This is a genomic window from Nocardia sp. NPDC060249 (assembly GCF_042728755.1).
In the GTDB taxonomy this organism is placed as follows: domain Bacteria; phylum Actinomycetota; class Actinomycetes; order Mycobacteriales; family Mycobacteriaceae; genus Nocardia.
Genome location: NZ_JBHXAQ010000006.1, coordinates 82,968 through 102,152, shown reverse-complemented (window position 1 = coordinate 102,152; position 19,185 = coordinate 82,968). Strand labels below are relative to the sequence as shown.

Annotated in this window: 19 protein-coding genes; 16 read left to right on the top strand and 3 right to left on the bottom strand. The window is 67.8% G+C overall.

The genetic code is table 11. The features are described 5' to 3' along the window. Positions 1-32: 32 nt before the first annotated feature. The 13 genes from ACFWFP_RS22135 to ACFWFP_RS22075 all read left to right on the top strand — a co-directional run bounded on the left by ACFWFP_RS22135 (position 33) and on the right by ACFWFP_RS22075 (position 14,209). Positions 33-1,628, top strand: a complete 1,596-nt coding sequence (locus ACFWFP_RS22135) for an ABC transporter substrate-binding protein (protein ID WP_379297881.1) — start codon at positions 33-35, stop codon at positions 1,626-1,628. Positions 1,629-1,634: 6 nt separating this feature from the next. Then, complete coding sequence (locus tag ACFWFP_RS22130; RefSeq protein ID WP_379297879.1) at positions 1,635-2,645, top strand: ABC transporter permease; 1,011 nt, start codon at positions 1,635-1,637, stop codon at positions 2,643-2,645. A gap of 79 nt (positions 2,646-2,724) precedes the next feature. Further along, positions 2,725-3,594 carry an ABC transporter permease gene (locus ACFWFP_RS22125; RefSeq protein ID WP_379297877.1) on the top strand — a complete coding sequence of 290 codons (870 nt, stop codon included), beginning with the start codon at positions 2,725-2,727 and terminating at the stop codon, positions 3,592-3,594. Beyond that, entirely contained in the window at positions 3,591-5,333 is a 1,743-nt protein-coding gene (locus tag ACFWFP_RS22120) for a dipeptide ABC transporter ATP-binding protein (RefSeq protein WP_379297875.1), read from the top strand. Before ACFWFP_RS22125 ends, ACFWFP_RS22120 begins: the two co-directional genes overlap by 4 nt. A 70-nt stretch (positions 5,334-5,403) precedes the next feature. Further along, a complete protein-coding gene (locus tag ACFWFP_RS22115) occupies positions 5,404-6,189 on the top strand; it encodes a helix-turn-helix domain-containing protein (protein ID WP_379297874.1) in 786 nt (261 codons plus the stop codon). 157 nt (positions 6,190-6,346) lie between these two features. After that, positions 6,347-7,549, top strand: a complete 1,203-nt coding sequence (locus ACFWFP_RS22110; protein WP_379297872.1) for a transcriptional regulator — start codon at positions 6,347-6,349, stop codon at positions 7,547-7,549. 87 nt (positions 7,550-7,636) lie between these two features. Then, positions 7,637-9,154, top strand: a complete 1,518-nt coding sequence (adh, locus tag ACFWFP_RS22105; protein ID WP_379297870.1) for an aldehyde dehydrogenase — start codon at positions 7,637-7,639, stop codon at positions 9,152-9,154. Further along, the gene (locus tag ACFWFP_RS22100; protein ID WP_378636257.1) at positions 9,154-9,531 is read left to right on the top strand and encodes a DUF779 domain-containing protein; all 378 of its coding nucleotides are present in this window, start codon (positions 9,154-9,156) and stop codon (positions 9,529-9,531) included. The genes adh and ACFWFP_RS22100 overlap by 1 nt, the downstream gene beginning before the upstream one ends. A gap of 163 nt (positions 9,532-9,694) precedes the next feature. Beyond that, positions 9,695-11,122 carry an ethanolamine permease gene (gene eat, locus ACFWFP_RS22095; protein WP_379297868.1) on the top strand — a complete coding sequence of 476 codons (1,428 nt, stop codon included), beginning with the start codon at positions 9,695-9,697 and terminating at the stop codon, positions 11,120-11,122. Positions 11,123-11,196: 74 nt separating this feature from the next. Continuing rightward, positions 11,197-12,609 (top strand): ethanolamine ammonia-lyase subunit EutB, encoded by a 1,413-nt coding sequence (locus ACFWFP_RS22090; RefSeq protein WP_379297866.1) that lies wholly within the window; start codon positions 11,197-11,199, stop codon positions 12,607-12,609. A gap of 74 nt (positions 12,610-12,683) precedes the next feature. After that, the gene (gene eutC, locus ACFWFP_RS22085) at positions 12,684-13,481 is read left to right on the top strand and encodes an ethanolamine ammonia-lyase subunit EutC (RefSeq protein WP_379297864.1); all 798 of its coding nucleotides are present in this window, start codon (positions 12,684-12,686) and stop codon (positions 13,479-13,481) included. A gap of 64 nt (positions 13,482-13,545) precedes the next feature. After that, entirely contained in the window at positions 13,546-13,944 is a 399-nt protein-coding gene (locus ACFWFP_RS22080) for an NUDIX domain-containing protein (protein WP_378636247.1), read from the top strand. A 91-nt stretch (positions 13,945-14,035) separates the two neighbouring features. Further along, the gene (locus ACFWFP_RS22075; RefSeq protein WP_379297862.1) at positions 14,036-14,209 is read left to right on the top strand and encodes a hypothetical protein; all 174 of its coding nucleotides are present in this window, start codon (positions 14,036-14,038) and stop codon (positions 14,207-14,209) included. On the opposite strand, the gene ACFWFP_RS22070 is transcribed toward ACFWFP_RS22075, so the two are convergent. After that, positions 14,206-14,451 (bottom strand): hypothetical protein, encoded by a 246-nt coding sequence (locus ACFWFP_RS22070; protein WP_379298345.1) that lies wholly within the window; start codon positions 14,449-14,451, stop codon positions 14,206-14,208. The genes ACFWFP_RS22075 and ACFWFP_RS22070 overlap by 4 nt on opposite strands. Continuing rightward, the gene (mca, locus tag ACFWFP_RS22065; protein ID WP_379297860.1) at positions 14,451-15,317 is read right to left on the bottom strand and encodes a mycothiol conjugate amidase Mca; all 867 of its coding nucleotides are present in this window, start codon (positions 15,315-15,317) and stop codon (positions 14,451-14,453) included. Before mca ends, ACFWFP_RS22070 begins: the two co-directional genes overlap by 1 nt. A gap of 120 nt (positions 15,318-15,437) precedes the next feature. Here mca and ACFWFP_RS22060 point away from each other — a divergent pair, with 120 nt between their 5' ends. Together ACFWFP_RS22060 and greA are read left to right on the top strand one after the other, a co-directional pair. Further along, positions 15,438-15,902 (top strand): DUF4307 domain-containing protein, encoded by a 465-nt coding sequence (locus ACFWFP_RS22060; protein ID WP_379297858.1) that lies wholly within the window; start codon positions 15,438-15,440, stop codon positions 15,900-15,902. Positions 15,903-16,178: 276 nt separating this feature from the next. Next, positions 16,179-16,670: a transcription elongation factor GreA gene (greA, locus tag ACFWFP_RS22055; protein ID WP_056813695.1), complete on the top strand. Its 492-nt coding sequence runs from the start codon at positions 16,179-16,181 to the stop codon at positions 16,668-16,670. A 91-nt stretch (positions 16,671-16,761) separates the two neighbouring features. On the opposite strand, the gene ACFWFP_RS22050 is transcribed toward greA, so the two are convergent. Beyond that, a complete protein-coding gene (locus tag ACFWFP_RS22050; RefSeq protein WP_379223790.1) occupies positions 16,762-17,904 on the bottom strand; it encodes a cystathionine gamma-synthase in 1,143 nt (380 codons plus the stop codon). A gap of 98 nt (positions 17,905-18,002) precedes the next feature. On the opposite strand from ACFWFP_RS22050, the gene ACFWFP_RS22045 reads away from it, so the two are divergent. After that, a complete protein-coding gene (locus ACFWFP_RS22045; RefSeq protein ID WP_379297856.1) occupies positions 18,003-19,184 on the top strand; it encodes an acyl-CoA dehydrogenase family protein in 1,182 nt (393 codons plus the stop codon). Position 19,185 lies beyond the last annotated feature (1 nt).

Below are 19,185 nucleotides of genomic sequence, written 5' to 3'. Positions count from 1 at the left end.
GGCGACTACTTGCCACAGCTCTGGTATCGGCGGTGGCCGTGCTGGCGACCGCGTGTGGTGGCACGGACACCACCGCGAGAGAATCGGCGCAACCGGTCAGCGGCGGCTCGTTGACGTGGGGGGTGGAGACCGAGCCGACCACGTTGAACCCGCACCTCAACGGCCAGAGCAATACGCACCTGATGCTGCGCAACGTCTTCGAGTCGCTCCTGTCTCGCACGACCGAGGGCGGTTTCGTCCCGTGGCTGGCCACCGGTCACGAGATCTCGCCCGACGGACTCACCTACACCTTCCCCCTGCGCGAGGGCGTGAAGTTCACCGACGGCAATCCGCTCACCGCGACCGCCGTGGCCCGCAACTTCACCACGATGCAGGATGTGTCCTATTCCGGCGGCTGGTCCGCCGGGCCGCTGTCACATCTGGCCGCGGTCACCGCCCGCGATGAGCGCACCGTGGTGTTCACCCTGAAGGACCCGTACGCGCCGTTCCTCGACTTCGCCGCCGGTTTCCCCATCATCTCCTCGGCCGCGTGGGACAAGCCGCAGCTCAAGGCCGGTGGGCCGGAGATCACGGGGACCGGTCCGTTCATCCTCGACCGCTATGTGAAGGGTCAGGAACTGCACTTCCGCAAGAACCCCGACTACAACTGGGCGCCGCAGAGCGCGAAGCATCAGGGTCCGGCCTACCTCGACGAGGTGACCTACCGTTTCCTGCCCGAGTCGTCGGTGCGCACCGGCGCGCTCACCTCCGGTCAGGTCGACCTCATCGAAGGCGTCTCCGGCAACGATGCCGCGCTGTTCCGGGACAACCCCGACTTCACCTATTCGACCGGGCTGAACAACGGCAGCCCGTACACGCTGTACTGGAACGCGACCTCCGGCCCCGCCACCGATGAACGAGTCCGCAAGGCGCTCAACAACTCCGTCGACGTGAACGCGGTGCTGCAGTCGATCTATCGCGGCGAGCGCACCCGCGGCTGGGGTATCGCCTCCAGCGTCGACACCCTGTTCTACGACAAGAGCATCGAGGGCACCTACGGCGCCGACAAGGCCGCGTCGAACCGGCTGCTCGACGAAGCCGGTTGGACGGCCAAGGATTCCGAAGGGTTCCGAACCAAGGACGGCCAGCGGCTGACCATCGAACTGGTGCAGGCCCAGTCGACGGTGCGCGATCAGCGTGAGGTGCTGTTGCAGGCGGTGCAGGCACAGGCCAAGCAGAACGCGGGCATCGATCTGAAGCTGTCCTACGTCGACCTGGGCACCTACAGCGAGCTCCGCAAGAAGAACGCCTTCGGGTCGATCGCCAACTCCGACACCATCACCGGCGGCATCGACATCGAGAACCACTGGTACCCGCCGACGCCGCTGGGCACGCTGAACTACAGCCGCGCCACCGATCCCGAACTGTCCACCTGGCTGCGGGCCGCCGCCTCGACCACCGACCCCGCCGAGCGGGCGAAGCAGTATGCGCAGTTGCAGCGGTTCGCGATCGTCGACAAGGCCTACGGTCTGCCGCTCTACATTCCCGAGAACCAGATCGCGACGGGAGCCCACGTGTACGGCGCGGGATACCGTCCGTACAAGCAGCTCGCGGAGAACGCCTACGACATCTGGGTCGATCGTGGATAGGCGCCGATGACGACGGAAGCGATCGCACCGGACGTCGTGACCGCCACGGCGGACAGCGACCGCGGTGCTCGCGCCGGCACTGCCAAACGGATTGTGCTGCGGGTGATCACGGGTTTCGGCGTGCTGTGGGGTGCGACCACGCTGTCGTTCCTCGGTGTGCGGCTGGCGCCGGGCGACACGGTCGACGTGTTGCTCGGCGAACAGCAGCGCACCCCGGAGGTCGAGGCGGCCATCCGCGCCGAATGGGGTCTCGACAGTCCGGCCGTTGTCCAGTACGCCCGCTACCTGTGGAATGTGGCGCACGGGGATTTCGGGCGCTCCTATGTGTTGCAGCGGCCGGTGTCGGAAGTCATCGGCTCGCAAGCCGGTCCCACCTTGGCGCTGACCGGCGCCGCGTTGCTGGTGGCGCTGGTGTTCGCGGTGGTCGTCGCCACGAGCACGGCACAGCGGCGGCGATCGCGGTCCATCGCGAATGCTGTTGAACTGGCCCTTGTTTCGACGCCTTCCTTCTGGCTGGGCATCGTGTTGCTGTCGGTGTTCAGCTTTCAGCTGAAGGTCTTCCCGGTGGCGGCGAACAAGGGACTGTCGGCCTTGGTCCTGCCCGCACTCGCGCTCGGTCTGTCGCTGGGCGCGGTGATCTCCCAGGTGCTGCGCGACGGGCTCGAGCGCGCGCTCGACGAACCGTTCGCGGTGACGGTGCGGTCGTGGTCGGTGAGCGAGAGCGCGTTGCGGCGGCGGCACTGTCTGCGGCACGCGGCCCTGCCCGCGGTGACCCTGACCGGCTGGCTGGTCGGCGGACTACTCGGCGGGGCGGTGATCATCGAAGAGGTCTTCGGCCGCCCCGGACTGGGACGGGTGACCGTCGAAGCCGTTCTCGCGCAGGACCTGCCCGTCGTGCTGGCCGTGGCGATTCTCTCGGCGTTCGTCTACGTCGTGATCAGCACGCTGGTCGATCTGCTCTACCTGTGGCTCGACCCGCGTCTGCGCCGCGACTCACGCAATGGAGGGCGACGATGACTGCCATCGAATCGCGGCGCACCGCCGGTCGCGCACCATCTTCACATTCACGACCCGGCTGCCGGCAAGGAGCGGCGTGATGACGATCGCGGATCTTCCGCGCGCAGCGGTCGACCGAATCAGCCAGCGCGCACGAGGTTTCGCGGTATCACCCGGCGTAGCCATCGCAGCACTGACGGTGGGGCTGGTCGCGATCGCGGTGCTCGCCCCCGCCCTGCTGACCGGCGCCGACCCGCTCGCGGCCGATCCGCTCGCCGCCCAGCTACCGCCGAGTGCGCGGCACTGGTTCGGTACCGATCACCTGGGGCGGGACGTCTTCACCCGGGTCATCCACGGCGCGCGCTACTCGCTGCTCATCGGCATCACCGCTGTCGCGATCGCGGTCGTCGCGGGCACGGCGCTCGGCCTGCTGTCCGGATTGGCGCGCGGGCCGCTCGACGAGCTGATCACCCGATTCCTCGACGTGGTCTCGGCGTTCCCCGATCTGCTGCTCGCGCTGGTCCTGATCTCGTTCACCGGCCCCGGCACCACGAACCTCATCTTCGCGCTCGGCATCGCCTCGATCCCCCGGTTCGCCCGGGTGGTGCGCGCGCAGACCCTCGTCGTGCAGGAGTCCGGGTACGTCGAACAGGCGAGGACCTTCGGGCTCACCAGAGCGACGCTGGTGCGGCGCCACGTCCTGCCGCACGCGGTCGCGCAGGTCCCCATCCTGGCCACCATCGGCCTCGGCACCGCCATTCTCGGCGCGGCCGGTCTGAGCTTTCTGGGGATGGGTCCGCAACCGCCGGAACCGGAATGGGGCGCGATGCTCGCCGAGGGACGCAACTATCTGCGCAATGCCTGGTGGATCGCGGTGCTGCCCGGCGTGGCGGTGACCGCCACGGTCATCGCGGTGAGCTCGCTCGGCCGGCACTGGCAGCGGCACTACGACGGAAGGCCATCGGTATGAGTCTGATCGCGGTCGAGAATCTGCGGGTCGGGTTCGCGGGCAAGGAGGTGGTGCACGGCATCGATCTGCGGATCGAGCCGGGCGAGGCCGTCGCCCTCGTCGGTGAATCCGGGTCGGGCAAATCGGTGACGGCACGCGCGCTGGTCGGCCTGGCCGGCCCTGGCGCCGGCGTGCGAGCCGACCGTCTCGAACTCTTCGGGCAGGACGCGCGCGGTCATCGCGAGCGGCAGTGGCGGCGAATCCGCGGCAGCGACATCGGATTCGTGCTCCAGGACGCGTTGGTCTCCCTCGATCCGCTGTACTCGATCGGTAGCCAACTCGGCGAAGCGCAACGCGCGCTGACCGACCTGCGCGGGCAGGCGCTCACCGCCCGCAGCGTGCGACTGCTCACCGATGTCGGCGTCCCCGAACCCGAACTGCGGCTGCGGCAGTATCCCCACGAGCTGTCCGGTGGGCTGCGTCAGCGCGTGCTGATCGCGACGGCCCTGGCAGGCGATCCGCGTCTCATCGTCGCCGACGAGCCGACCACCGCACTCGATGTGACTGTGCAGCAACAGATCCTGGAACTCCTTCGCGCCCGCAAGGCCGACGGCACGGCACTGCTGTTGATCAGCCATGACCTGGCGGTGGTCGCCGAGGTGGCCGACCGGGTGCTGGTCATGCGTGATGGGGAGGTCGTCGAGGAGGGCAGCACGCTCGACGTACTGACCCGACCGGAGCACCCGTACACGAAGAAACTGCTGGCGGCCGTACCGTCAGCCGCTTCCCGCGGTTCGAAACTGTCGGTTCCTGACCACCCCGGCGAAACACGGCTGCCCAGCGAGCCACCCCTCCCATCGCCGACTCCGGTCGCTACCGGATCGCCGCAAGCGGAGCCGCCAGCTCGCGCCGAACCATGCACGCGGACAAGCGAAATCGACCTGCGTGAGCTGCTGCCCCCGCGTTCGGTGGACAACACCCGGGTCGTACTTTCGGTCCGCGACCTGAGCAAGACCTACGGCTCCGGATCGGCCGCCCGCACCGTGGTGGACAACGTCGACTTCGACCTGTTCGGCGGCGAAACCCTCGGCATCGTCGGCGAATCCGGTTCGGGCAAGACCACGACGGCCCGCCTCGCGCTGCGGCTAGTCACACCGTCGTCGGGCCGGGTGGTCGTCGACGGGCAACCGTGGAGCGAGCTCTCCGACACGGCATTGCGCCCGCACCGCGGTGCCGCCCAACTGATCGCCCAGGACCCGCTCAGCTCCTTCGACCCTCGCTACACCGTGGAGCGTGTCATCGGCGAAAGCCTCGACACGGTCGGGCTGCGCGGCAAAGCCCGTACCGAGCGCGTCCGCGAAATCCTCGACGCGGTCGGCCTCGCCCGCGACCTGCTCCGTCGCCACCCCCGCACCCTCTCCGGCGGCCAACGCCAGCGCGTAGCCATCGCCCGCGCCCTCGCCCCCAACCCCGCCCTCCTGGTCGCCGACGAACCCCTCTCCGCCCTCGACGTCTCCGTGCAAGCCCAGATCCTCGACCTCCTCGCCGAACTCCGATCCGAATTCGGCACCGCCCTCCTGCTCATCTCCCACGACCTCGGCGTAGTCCACCACCTCGCCGACCGCGTCCTCGTGATGAAGGACGGCAAGATCGTCGAATCCGGCGAGGCCGACACGGTCCTGCGCTCACCCCAGCACGAGTACACCCGCCAACTCGTCGCCTCGGTCCCCCGCCTTCCCGAAGCCGTCGATCGCCGATGACCACCAGAGGGACACCGACCCGAATCACCGGTCGCGGCACACCCGGCGACACGTCGATACCCTGGTACGGGTGAGCGTCGATACCCGTTCGAAGATCCGCGGTGGCGCGCGGATGCCGACCGCGTGGACACGGCCGGGCCACATCGGGTACATCGGGCCGGATCTGCGGCCCGATACGCACGCGCCGCCGGTCGCGATGCTCACCGTGGGCCTGGACGGACCGCTGATCGTGCACACCACCCGCGGTCTGATTCGCACGGGCAGCTCCTTCGCGCCTGCCCGCACCGCCCACCGCGTCGTTGCCACCCAGGGGTGGATCCTGGTGTTGTTCATCGACCCGTCGAGTGCGCCCGCGACCATGATCGCCGACGAGATGACGGCTGCGGCAGGCACTTTCGGTCTCGGTCACCGCCGCGAGCGCGAACTCGTCGAGCTGTGTGGCCAACCCGTCGTCGACCCGGATCTGCTCTACAACCGCGCCGTCGCGGGCCCGAACCTCGGCACGGACGCACGCATCGCCAGACTCACCGCCGCGATCCGTGACCAGCCTGCCAACGCCCTGCGCGCCGACCAGATCGCCGCGAACCTCGGCCTGTCCACAGGCCATTTCCTGCACCTGTTCACCCAGCACTGCGGCACCACGTTCCGCGGCTACCAACGCTGGAACCGCATGGTCTCCGCGATCACCAACGCCGTGAACGGCCACGATCTCACCCGCTCCGCCATCGACGCCGGCTTCGCCACCCCATCCCACTTCAGCGAATCCTTCCGCGCCATGATCGGCCTACCCGCCACCACGATGCTGCAGGCCGGCATCCACTTCGACCTGGGTGCCGGGGCCGTCCGGCCCGGATGAGCAACTCGGCTGCGCGATCAGAGCAGCAGCCGCGCCAGATTCTTCCCCGCCGAACGCTCGGGTAGTTCGGCCTGACGAAACCGCTGCTCAGCGGGTGGCGCTGGGGCATGATGAAATGTGGAATCCTCGCCCAGTTCGTCTAGTAGGAAGAACCGAGATGGTGCAGCTCACGCTTTCCGCGCAGCGGGCTGCGCTGGAGCGGGAGTGGGCGATGTGGGTGCCGGGCGGGGTGGGGGTTTCGGGGGCGGGGGTGCGGACCGAGGTGGCGCAGTCCTGGTCGCGGTCGTTGCGGACCGTGGATCCGGGGCGCGATCACGCGCCGGTCAGTGAGACCGATATCGGGCCACGGTGGGCGGAGTCGCCGTTGCGAGGGCCGGTGACCGAGCTGAAAGAGCAGTTGCACAGCGTCGCCGATGACGCGGGCTACGTCGCGGCGGTCACCGATGCTTCGGGGACGATTCTGTGGACATATGGCGGACCCGTGATGCGCAGGCGCGCCGAGCAGGTGAACTTCGCGCCGGGTGGCCGGTGGGACGAGGCCCACATGGGGACCAACGCACTGTCGCTGGCGTTGCGCACCGACCAGCCGCACACGGTGTTCTCGGCCGAGCATCTCGTCGCGGCACTGCACGGTTGGGTCTGTTATTGCGCACCGATCCGCGCCGCCGACGGGACCTTGCTCGGCGTGCTCGACCTGTCGACGACCTGGAAACGCTCACATCCGCTGGCCATGGCCACCGTGCGCACCATGACCAGCGCCATCGAAGCGAAATTGCACGCCGCCGCGCCCGCGCCCGCGGGAATGCGGCTGACCTGTCTCGGCACCGGCCGGTTGATGCGTGACGGTCAGCAGATCCGGTTGCGGCCACGCCACCTCGAGATCCTGACCCTGCTCGCCCTCGACGACGACGGCTACAGCCACGAACGCCTGCACTACGCCGTCTACGGTGATCGCGCGGTCGGCGCCAGCACGCTCAAATCGGAGATGTCGTACCTGCGCCGCGCCACCGGCGGCGAGATCACCAGTCGCGTCTACCGCTTCACCACTGCCCTGTCCTGCGACGCCGTCGACGTGCTGCGCGCCATCGAACGAGGCGACCTGGACACGGCCGTTCGCCTGTATCACGGTCCGCTGCTTCCCGATTCGGATACACCGGGTATCAGCGAATGGCGCGACTACCTCGAAGTCGCCATGCGCAACGCGGTTCTGAACAGCCCGGATGCGAACCACGCACTGGCATACGGTGATTGCGCCCCCGACGACATCGCCGTCCACGAACACGCCCTCGCCCTGCTCCCCGCCCGCGACGCGCGTCGCGCCGTCGCCGCCGCGCGCTTGCACAGCGCCCTTCGCGCCTGATCGGTCCGGCTTCAACGTTTTATCAACCCTCGTACCGGATAGTGATGGGCGTCACGATTCACCGGAATCAGCGAGGAGCCACCGCACATGATCTACGCCAAGCCGGGCACCGAGGGCAGCGTCGTCAGCTACGCGCCGCGATACGACAATTTCATCGACGGCAAGTGGATTCCGCCGGTCGAAGGCCGCTATTTCGAGAACACCTCGCCGGTGGACGGGCAACCGTTCTGCGAGATCGCCCGCTCGAGCGCCGCCGATGTGGAATTGGCCCTCGACGCCGCCCACCGCGCGGCGCCGGCCTGGGGTGAGACCTCGGCCGCCGAGCGCGCCAATATCCTCAACAAGATCGCCGACCGCATCGAGGCCAACCTCGAGGCCCTCGCCGTCGCCGAAACCTGGGACAACGGCAAGCCGGTCCGCGAGACCCTGGCCGCCGACCTGCCCCTCGCGGTCGACCACTTCCGCTACTTCGCGGGCGTGCTGCGCGCGCAGGAAGGCGGCATCAGCGAGGTCGACAAAGACACCATCGCCTACCACTTCCACGAGCCGCTCGGCGTTGTCGCACAGATCATTCCGTGGAACTTCCCGATCCTGATGGCCACCTGGAAGCTGGCGCCCGCGCTGGCCGCCGGAAACGCGGTGGTGCTCAAGCCCGCCGAGCAGACCCCGGCCTCGATCATGAAGGTCGTCGAACTCGTCGCGGATCTGCTGCCGCCGGGAGTTCTCAACGTGATCAACGGTTTCGGTGTCGAAGCGGGCAAGCCGCTGGCCTCCAGCCCGCGCGTGGCGAAGGTCGCGTTCACCGGCGAGACCACCACCGGGCGGCTGATCATGCAGTACGCCAGCGAGAACATCATCCCGGTCACCCTCGAACTGGGCGGCAAGAGCCCCAACATCTTCCTCCCCGACGTGCTGGCCGCCGACGACGACTACCTCGACAAGGCGATCGAGGGGTTCGTCATGTTCGCCCTCAACCAGGGCGAGGTGTGCACCTGTCCGTCGCGCGCGCTGATCGCCTCGTCGATCTACGACGAGTTCATGGCACGCTGCGTCGAGCGCACCAAGGCCATCATCAGCGGCAACCCCCTCGACGAGGCGACCATGATCGGCGCCCAGGCCAGCAACGATCAGTTCGAGAAGATCCTGTCCTACATCGACATCGGCAAGAAGGAGGGCGCCGAGGTGCTCACCGGCGGCGCGGTCCGCAGCGTCGACGGGCTGGCCGAGGGCTTCTACATCGAGCCGACGATCTTCAAGGGCAGCAACGACATGCGCGTGTTCCAGGAGGAGATCTTCGGACCCGTCGTCGCGGTCACCACCTTCGACACCACCGAGGAGGCGCTCTCGATCGCCAACGACACCCTCTACGGTCTCGGCGCCGGTGTGTGGACGCGCGATATGAACACCGCCTACCGCCTCGGCCGCGGCATCAAGGCGGGCCGGGTCTGGACCAACTGCTACCACGCCTACCCCGCGCACGCGGCGTTCGGCGGCTACAAGAAGTCCGGCATCGGGCGCGAGAACCACAAGATGATGCTCGATCACTACCAGCAGACCAAGAACATCCTGGTCAGCTACTCGGCGACGAAGCTCGGCTTCTTCTGATGGTGCAGCGCGTCGACCTCACCGAACAGGCGGCGGCGCTGCTGCGGGACTTGACCGGGCAGCACGGCCCGGTCATGTTCCACCAGTCCGGTGGTTGCTGCGACGGCAGCTCGCCGATGTGTTACCCGCGTGGCGAGTTCCGGGTGGGCGGTTCGGACGTGCTGCTCGGGTACCTGCCCGGCGACACCCCGTTCTGGATGAGCGCCGACCAGTTCGAGTACTGGAAACACACCCACCTCACCGTCGACGTGGTGCCGGGCCGCGGCGGCGGGTTCTCGCTCGAAGCGCCCGAGGGCGTGCGGTTCCTGATCCGCTCACGCCTGTTCACCGACGAGGAAGCGGCCGCGCTCGAATCGGCGCCGCCGCGAACCGGGTGATCTGAAACACCCGTAATCAGGTCGTTTCCGCAGGTCAGCGGTGCTCGATACGCACCGCTGACCTGACGGATCCACGGCCGTAACAGTCGTCAACCATTCTTCAACCCTCGACGATCACCGTTGCCGGTCGAACGCGCTTTTGTTTGTTGATGAGGAGCTCGGAGTGAGTACAGAAATCAGCCCCGCCACCGGCGAGGGCGCACCGGTCGACGACTATCTCGCCAAACGCACCCTGCGCAAGGGCTCGGCGGGCTGGGTGCTGCTCGCGGGCCTCGGCGTGAGTTACGTGATCTCCGGCGACTTCTCCGGCTGGAACTTCGGTCTCGCCGAGGGCGGATTCGGTGGTCTGCTGATCGCCACCGTCGTCATCGCCGCGATGTATCTGGCCATGGTGCTCGGCATGGCCGAGATGTCCTCGGCGCTGCCCGCAGCGGGCGGCGGCTACACCTTCGCCCGCCGCGCGCTCGGCCCATGGGGCGGATTCGCCACCGGCACAGCCATTCTCATCGAATACGCGATCGCGCCCGCCGCGATCGCCACCTTCATCGGCGCCTACGTGGAATCGCTGAACCTGTTCGGGATCACCGACGGCTGGTGGGTGTATCTGGCGGTGTACGCGCTGTTCATCGGCATCCACCTGACCGGTGCGGGTGAGGCGCTCAAGGCGATGTTCGTGATCACCGGAATCGCGCTCGTCGGCCTGGTGATCTTCGCGTTCGCGGCCGTCGGCAAGTTCGACGCGGCCAACCTGACCGATATCGCGGCCGACCCGGCGGCGACCGGGTCGTCGTCGTTCCTGCCGTTCGGCTACCTCGGCATCTGGGCCGCCATCCCGTTCGCGATCTGGTTCTTCCTCGCCGTCGAAGGCGTGCCGCTGGCCGCCGAGGAGGCCAGCGAGCCCGAGAAGAACGTGCCGAAGGGCATCATCGTCGCGATGCTGCTGCTGTGCGTCACCGGCGCGGTGGTGCTGTTCCTGGTGACCGGCGCGCTCGGCGCCCAGAGCGCCTCCGCCTCGGGCAACCCCCTGGTCGAGGCGCTGGGCGACAGCTCGATGGCCAAGGTGGTCAACTACATCGGCCTGGCCGGTCTGGTCGCCAGCTTCTTCTCGATCATCTACGCCTACTCCCGCCAGACCTTCGCCCTCTCGCGCGCCGGCTACCTGCCGACCGTCCTGTCGATCACCAACTCCCGCAAGGCGCCGGTGCTGGCGCTGATCGTGCCCGGCGTCATCGGCTTCGCCCTCTCGCTCACCGGCAAGGGCGCGATGCTGCTGAACATGGCCGTGTTCGGCGCGGCGCTGAGCTACGTCCTGATGATGGTGTCCCACATCGTGCTCCGCGTGCGCGAACCGAACATGGCGCGCCCGTACCGCACGCCCGGCGGCATCGTCACCACAGCGTTCGCGCTGGTCATCGCGGCCGCATCGGTGGCGGCCACGTTCCTGGTCGACCAGCAGGCCGCACTGTGGACGCTCGGTGTGTTCGTCGCCTTCATGGCCTACTTCGGGCTCTACAGTCGCAAACACCTGGTCGCCAAATCCCCGGACGAGGAGTTCGCGGCGATCGCCAAGGCGGAATCCGAGCTCGAGTAGGCCGTCGGGCACCCGGCAGCGTCGCCCATGCCGCCGGGCTCCGGTGGCCGAGTACTTCTCTCGAAAGGGACCCGATGACCGTGTACCGCAGCACAATCGGCGTCACGACCCACACCTTCGACGGCTTGATCGAGCTGATGGCGAAAGCCACTCCCCTGCGCAGCGGCGACGAGCTCGCCGGTTGCGCGGCGGCCACCGATGCCGAACGTGCCGCGGCGCAGTGGGCGCTGGCCGAAGTTCCGCTCACCACGTTTCTGAACGACGTCCTGGTGCCGTACGAAACCGACGAGGTCACCCGGCTGATCATCGACAGTCACGACCGGGCGGCCTTCGGGCCGATCGCGCACCTGACGGTCGGCGGGCTGCGGGACTGGTTGCTCGCCGTCGCCGCCACCGAGGATTCGGCGGCGACCCTGGCCGCGGTGTCGCCGGGGCTGACGCCGGAGATGGTGGCCGCTGCCAGCAAGATCATGCGCAATCAGGACCTGATCGCGGTCGCCAAGGCGGCCGAGGTGACCGCGGGGTTCCGCACCACCATCGGCCTGCCCGGCCGGTTGAGCACGCGGCTGCAACCCAACCATCCGACCGACGATCCGCGCGGGATCGCCGCCGCCACCTTGGACGGGCTGCTGCTGGGCTGTGGCGACGCGGTGATCGGCATCAACCCCGCCACTGATTCACCGCAGGCCACCTCCGATCTCCTGCATCTGCTCGACGACGTGCGATTGCGCTTCGACATCCCGACCCAGTCGTGCGTGCTCTCCCACGTCACCACGACCATCGGATTGATCGAGGCGGGTGCGCCGGTGGATCTGGTGTTCCAGTCCGTCGCGGGCACCGAGGGCGCGAATACCGGCTTCGGCGTGAACATCTCGCTGTTGCGGGAGGGAAACGACGCGGGACGATCCCTGCGGCGCGGCACCGTCGGCGACAACGTGATGTACCTCGAGACCGGACAGGGATCGGCGCTGAGCGCCGATGCCCATCTGGGCGTGGGTGATCGGCCGGTGGACCAGCAGACCCTCGAAGCCCGCGCCTACGCCGTGGCCCGGGATCTGCGACCGCTGCTGGTGAACACGGTCGTCGGCTTCATCGGACCCGAATACCTCTACGACGGCAAGCAGATCATCCGGGCCGGACTCGAAGACCACTTCTGCGGCAAGCTGCTCGGCCTGCCGATGGGCGTGGATGTCTGCTATACCAACCACGCCGAGGCGGACCAGGACGACATGGACACCCTGCTCACCCTGCTCGGTGCGGCCGGATGCGCCTTCGTCATCGCGGTCCCGGGCGCCGACGACGTGATGCTCGGCTACCAGAGTTTGTCGTTCCACGACGCCCTGTACGCCCGCCAGGTCCTGAACCTGCGCCCAGCACCGGAATTCGAGGCCTGGCTGTCCGGTCTCGGCATGCTCGATGCGAACGGCCGTGTGCGACAAGTAGAACCGTTGTCGTCACCTCTGCGCGCGCTGACGGCCACCCGATGATCGCGTCCGAGCCGGAACCCACCGTCGATCGACGTTGCTCGCACGATGCCGACCACCGGAGCCGGGAGCCGAAGATGCCGAGCACGCAAGACTCAGCGATGCCGCACGATCCAGCGGGTTCCGACTTCTGGGAACTCCTGCGGGGTAGCACGCAAGCCCGGATCGGGCTGGGCCGCACCGGCGACGCGCTGCCGACGACAGACGTCCTCGCACTACGCGCCGCCCACGCGGCCGCCCGCGATGCCGTTCACCTTCCGCTCGACGTCGCGACCTTCACCGGGCAGATCGCGGCAGTCGGACTCGGCACTCCGGTGACCGTCGCCAGCAGGGCGGCCGACCGCGCCGAATACCTGCGGCGGCCAGATCTCGGCAGATTGCCCGCCGACCTCACCCCCGTCACCGGTACCGGCGCGGACATCGGCTTCGTCCTCGCCGACGGGCTCTCCCCGTTGGCTCTCACCGAACACGCGCCGGGCCTACTCGCCGCTCTCGCAACAGAACTCGGGCAGCGCCACACCCTGGCCCCGCCGGTCATCGCCACCCAGGCCAGGGTGGCGCTGGGCGACCACATCGCCGAAGCCATGGGCGTGCGCACGGTTTTGGTCCTGATCGGCGAACGCCCCGGCCTGTCGGTCGCCGACAGCCTCGGCATCTATCTCACCCACCTGCCTCGCCCCGGCCGTGCCGACGCCGAACGCAACTGCATCTCCAACATCCATCCGCCCGACGGTCTCACCTACGCCGATGCCGCCCACGTGGTGGCGGGCCTCGTCGCGGGCGCCCGCGCACTCGGTCGCTCCGGCGTCGACCTCAAAGACACCTCCCGTGCCCTGACCGGTGCCGATACCCCCATCATCACGCCATCACCGTGAACTGACCCAGACACCAGTGGGGTTCGATATGAACCGAAGCCGTTCGGTCCATAGAGTGATCCCCATGATCCGCACCGCCGCCCTCGCCCATGTCCGCGACCGCAGGCTGATTCAGACGCGTCCCGAAGGCAAGGACGTCTTCTACATGGCGGGCGGCAAGATCGACCCCGGCGAGACCCCTTTACAGGCGCTACATCGCGAGATCGAGGAAGAACTGGGCGTCGGCCTGGCCGGGGTCGCCGAGTTCGGCGTCTTCGAGGCCGAAGCCTTCGGCCACCGCCGCAACACCGGCCTGCACATGACCTGTTTCCGTGCCGAACTCACCGGAGAACCCCACGCCACCGGCGAAATCGCCGAATTCCGCTACTTCACCGTGAGTGAATACGCCGCGATGGAGCACGTCGCGCCCGGTTCGATGATGGTCTTCCGCCGTTTGCACGAACTCGATCTGATCGACTGGTAGTTCGCCACGGCGTCGATTGGGTATCGGCAGAAACGAACCTGTGAACAGCGACGATCCCATAGACGTGAACCTGCCGATAAGCACCGCGCCGATGACAGTCTCCGAGCGCCGCGCCGCACTACGCCAACTCGTCGCGCTGTTCGGCCTGATGAACACGATGATCGAGTTGAGCACCAGCGGCGCGCCGCGGTCGGTGGCCGAACACGCCGCCACCGCGCGCGACCTGGTCGGCGAACTCGTCGCCGACCTCGCCGCCGCGCGCTAAGAGTTCTGCTTCGGTTCGGATTCCTCGACGGCGATCACACCGGGCTCGGTGCCGTCGTCGGCCTGCTGATCCGGTTCCGGGTGCTCGGGTTCGAACGTTTCCGGCAGACCTTTGAGGTGCTTGTTCATCGAGCGGACCAGCAGCACCGTGCCTGCCAGCAGGATCAAGACGACCAGCAGGCCGAGCGGGGAGGCCTTGCCGAATTCGGGGCCCGTCGGTTGCTGTGCGAGGTAGACCAACATCACCGGTCGTTGTCCTCGATGCCGGCGAACAGGTCGGTCTCCGGGATAGCGGTGGACACGCGCGTCTTGGCCAATTCGAACTCCTCGGTCGGCCAGAGCCGCTGCTGCATCTCCAACGGGATCGCGAAGAACGCGCCGTTGGGATCGATCTGGGTCGCGTGGGCGCGCAGGGCGTCGTCACGCTGGGGGAAGTATTTCGAGCATTCGATCTGGGTGGTGACCCGGCCCATGATGTCGCCGCGGGCCGCCTGATACTGCTTCATCCGGTCCAGCCACTCCTGCAGCGGGAACGGTTCACCGATGCGCTCGTACTCCTCGGCGAAGGCTTCCAGGCGCTTCATGCTGAAGCCGTGGTCGTAGTAGAGCTTGAGCGGCGTCCACGGCTCGCCCGCCTCGGGGAACTTCGCGGGATCGCCCGACGCCTCGTAGGCGGCCATCGAGACCTCGTGGCAGCGGATGTGGTCCGGGTGCGGGTAGCCACCGTTCTCGTCGTAGGTGGTGATCACCTGCGGCTTGAACTCGCGGATCACGCGCACCAGCGCCTCGGTGGATTCCTCGAGGGGCACCAGCGCGAAGCAGCCCTCCGGCAGCGGCGGCAGGGGGTCGCCCTCGGGCAGGCCCGAGTCGACGAATCCCAGCCAGTGCTGGCGCACGCCGAGCGCGTGGGCGGCCGCGGCCATCTCCTCGCGCCGGACCTCGTTGATCCGGTCCAGCACACCGGGGGTGTCCATGGCCGGGTTCAGGATGCTGCCGCGCTCGCCGCCGGTCAACGTCACGACGAGCACCTCGACGCCCTCCGCGGCGTACCTTGCGGTCGTCGCGGCGCCCTTGCTCGATTCGTCGTCGGGGTGGGCGTGCACTGCCATGAGGCGAAGGCCACTCACTTCTCGTTCACCGTCGCTCTCGCTCGCGGGTGTCAGATGTCGTTACCTATAGTTCCATCCGACCCCCTGTTTGTTCCGACCACCCCCGGGAGCGCGAAACCGATGACCGAGCCCGCACCGGACTCCGCCGCGACCTCGGCCGCCGCAGCAGCGCGACACGCCGATCGATATGGCACCAAACCACCTGCGCGTCGCCTGTGGCTGATGGTTTTGCTCGGTGTCGGAGTCGTTGTCGCCGGCTTCGCGGTGGCCTATCTCGGCTTCCAGAAATACGGTCCGAAGGCGGTCGAGACCGAGCAGCTCGGCTATGTGGTCGTCGACGACGCCACCCTGGAAGTGCGGATCAAGGTCACCCGCGACGATCCGCAGCAGGCTGTGGTCTGCTTCGTCCGGGCGATGGATCGCGACGGCGCCGAGGTGGGGCGGCGCGAAGTACTCGTCCCCGGCTCGGATTCGACCAGCGTGCAGGTGAGCACCACGGTCAAGTCGTCGGCACGCGCTTCGGCGGGCGATATTTATGGTTGTAGCGACCAGATTCCCGGGTATCTGCGCACCAGCGATCAGTGACTCCGCGCCCGCGATCGGCTACTCAGCGCGGCGAATAGCCCGCCTGACTAGGCTGACCTGCATTTTTATGAGACATGCTAAAATGGGTTGATACACGGTTCCGGGGTTCGGAGCCGTGTTTGCTGCATTGGCGGCCAGCGGTGCTGTTTGCGGGTATCGGGTTCACCCCCAGGATCGCTCCAGCCGTCGGGCTGGTGCATGCCCTCCTTCGGGAGGTTTCGCGCTGGTTTCAGGGAATCCCGGTGCGCCGGGAACAACTACTAGGGAGTGATCGAGATGACCGAGAATGTGACCTGGCTTACCCAGGAATCGCACGACAGGCTCAAGGGTGAGTTGGACTCGCTCATTGCCAATCGTCCGGTCATTGCCGCCGAGATCAACGAGCGCCGCGAAGAGGGCGACCTCAAGGAGAACGGTGGCTACCACGCCGCGCGTGAGGAGCAGGGCCAGCAGGAGGCGCGTATCCGCCAGCTGCAGGAACTGCTGAACAACGCCAAGGTCGGCGTCGCCCCCACCAAGTCCGGTGTGGCCCTGCCGGGCTCGGTCGTCACGGTCTACTACGACGGCGACGAGGGCGATACCGAGACCTTCCTCATCGCGACCCGCGAAGAGGGACTCGGCGCCACCGGTCTCGAGGCCTACTCGCCGAACTCGCCGCTGGGCGGCGCGCTGATCGACGCCAAGGTGGGCGAGACCCGCGAGTACACCCTCCCCAACGGCAACACCATGAAGGTGACGCTGGTCAGCGCGGAGCCGTACCACAGCTGAGCTCGCTGAACCCGAACGTCGGGAACCCGAACGCAAGCGGCCGCATCCGGATACCGGATGCGGCCGCTTCGTCATGTGTGCCGGGTCCCGCTCAGCTCAGCGCCTGTTCGACATCGGCGAGCAGATCGCTGATGTCTTCGATGCCGACCGAGAGCCGGACCAGATCGGCGGGGACTTCCAGCGCCGAACCCTCGGTACTGGCGTGGGTCATCGCACCGGGGTGTTCGATGAGCGATTCGACACCGCCCAGCGATTCGGCCAGCGTGAAGATCTCGGTCCGCGAGCAGAACTTCAGCGCCGCTTCCCGGCCACCGGCCAGGCGCACCGAGATCATGCCGCCGCTGCGGCGCATCTGCTTCTGCGCGATCTCGTAGCCGGGGTGCGTGGGCAGACCGGGGTAGATGACCTGCGAGATGGCCGGATGGTTGGTCAGGAACTCGGCGATCACCTCGGCGTTGTCGCAGTGCTTCTCCATGCGCACGGCCAGGGTCTTGATGCCGCGCATCGTGAGGAAGGCGTCGAACGGGCCGGGGACCGCGCCCGCGCCGTTCTGCAGGAACGCGAAGTCCTTGTCGAGGTCGGCGCTGTTGGTGATCAGCGCGCCGCCGACGACGTCGGAGTGACCGCCGATGTACTTGGTGGTCGAGTGCAGCACCACGTCGGCGCCGAGCAGCAGGGGCTGCTGCAGGTACGGGGTGGCGAAGGTGTTGTCCACGACCAGCTTCGCGTCGGCCTCGTGGGCGATATCGGCCAGCGCGGGGATGTCACCGATGCTCAGCAACGGGTTGGTCGGCGTCTCGATCCACACCAGCTTGGTGTTGGGGCGGATGGCCGCGCGCACCGCGTCGAGGTCGGCGATGTGGGCGGGCGAGTGCTCGATGCCCCACTGGCTGAAGACCTTGTCGATGAGCCGGAAGGTGCCGCCGTAGGCGTCGTCGGGGATCACGATGTGATCGCCGGGGCGCAGCATCGCGCGCAGCGCACAGTCGGTGGCCGCCATGCCCGAGGCGAACGCGCGCCCGTAGCTGCCCGATTCGAGGGCCGCGAGGTTGGCTTCCAGTGCCGTGCGGGTGGGGTTGCCGGTGCGCGCGTACTCGTAACCACCACGCATGCCGCCGACGCCGTCCTGGGCGAAGGTCGAACTCGCGTAGATGGGCACGTTGACCGCACCGGTCTGAGGATCGGGTTCGTATCCGGCGTGCACGGCCCTGGTGGAGAATCCCAGCTCACTCATCACCTCAGACTAGTTGGCCTGTTCCGGGCGCGATCGCTGGGGTACAGCCCTGGTCGAAGTGTCGGTTTCGGGGCTGGTACTGCGGCTAAGCTCACGACATGGTCACTGTCGAAGAGTTGTTCGCCATCGATCCGTTGCTGTCGTCGGAGGAGCGCGAAATCCGCGATACGGTGGCGCGATTCGGGGAACGCAGGCTTCGACCGCACCTGGCCGACTGGTTCGAGCAGGGCACGTTCCCGGTCCGCGAGATCGCGCCGGAACTGGGCAAGCTCGGACTGCTCGGCATGCACCTCGACGGCTACGGCTGCGCGGGCGCGTCGGCCACCGCGTACGGGCTCGCCTGCCTGGAACTCGAAGCCGTCGACTCCGGCGTGCGCAGCATGGTGTCGGTGCAGGGCTCGCTGGCGATGGCGGCCATTCATTTCTTCGGTTCCGAGGAGCACAAGCAGCAGTATCTGCCCGCGATGGCGGCCGGTGAGGTGATCGGGTGCTTCGGGCTCACCGAACCCGATTTCGGGTCCAACCCCGGCGGCATGCGCACGCGGGCGCGCCGCGACGGTGACGACTGGATCCTGAACGGGTCGAAGATGTGGATCACCAACGGGTCGGTGGCCGATGTCGCCGTCGTCTGGGCCTACGCGGAGGAGCCCGGAACGGACAAGCCGAGGGTGCGCGGCTTCCTGGTGCCCGCAGGCACACCGGGTTTCACCACTCGCGAGATCCATCGCAAGCTGTCGCTGCGCGCATCGATCACCGCCGCACTGGATTTCGACGACGTGCGCCTGCCCGCCGATGCCGTGCTGCCCGAATCACGCGGGCTCAGTTCGCCGCTGGCCTGCTTGAGCGAGGCGCGATTCGGCATCATCTTCGGAGCGCTCGGCGCCGCACGCGACTGCCTGAGCTCCGCCATCGACTACGCCCGCACTCGCGACGTGTTCGACAAGCCGCTGGCGGCCTATCAGCTCACCCAGGCCAAACTGGCCGATATGGCCCTCGAACTCGGCAAGGGACAGTTGCTCGCCCTGCACCTGGGCCGGTTGAAGGATCGTCACGAGATCACCGGCGAGCAGATCAGCGTGGGCAAGCTGAACAGCACGCGCGAGGCCATCCGGATAGCGCGCGAATGCCGGACCATCCTGGGCGCCAACGGCATCACCCTCGACTACCCGGTGCTGCGGCACGCCAACAACCTGGAGTCGGTGCTGACCTACGAGGGCACCGCCGAGGTGCACCAGCTGGTCATCGGCAAGGCGCTCACCGACGCCAACGCCTTCCGGTAGC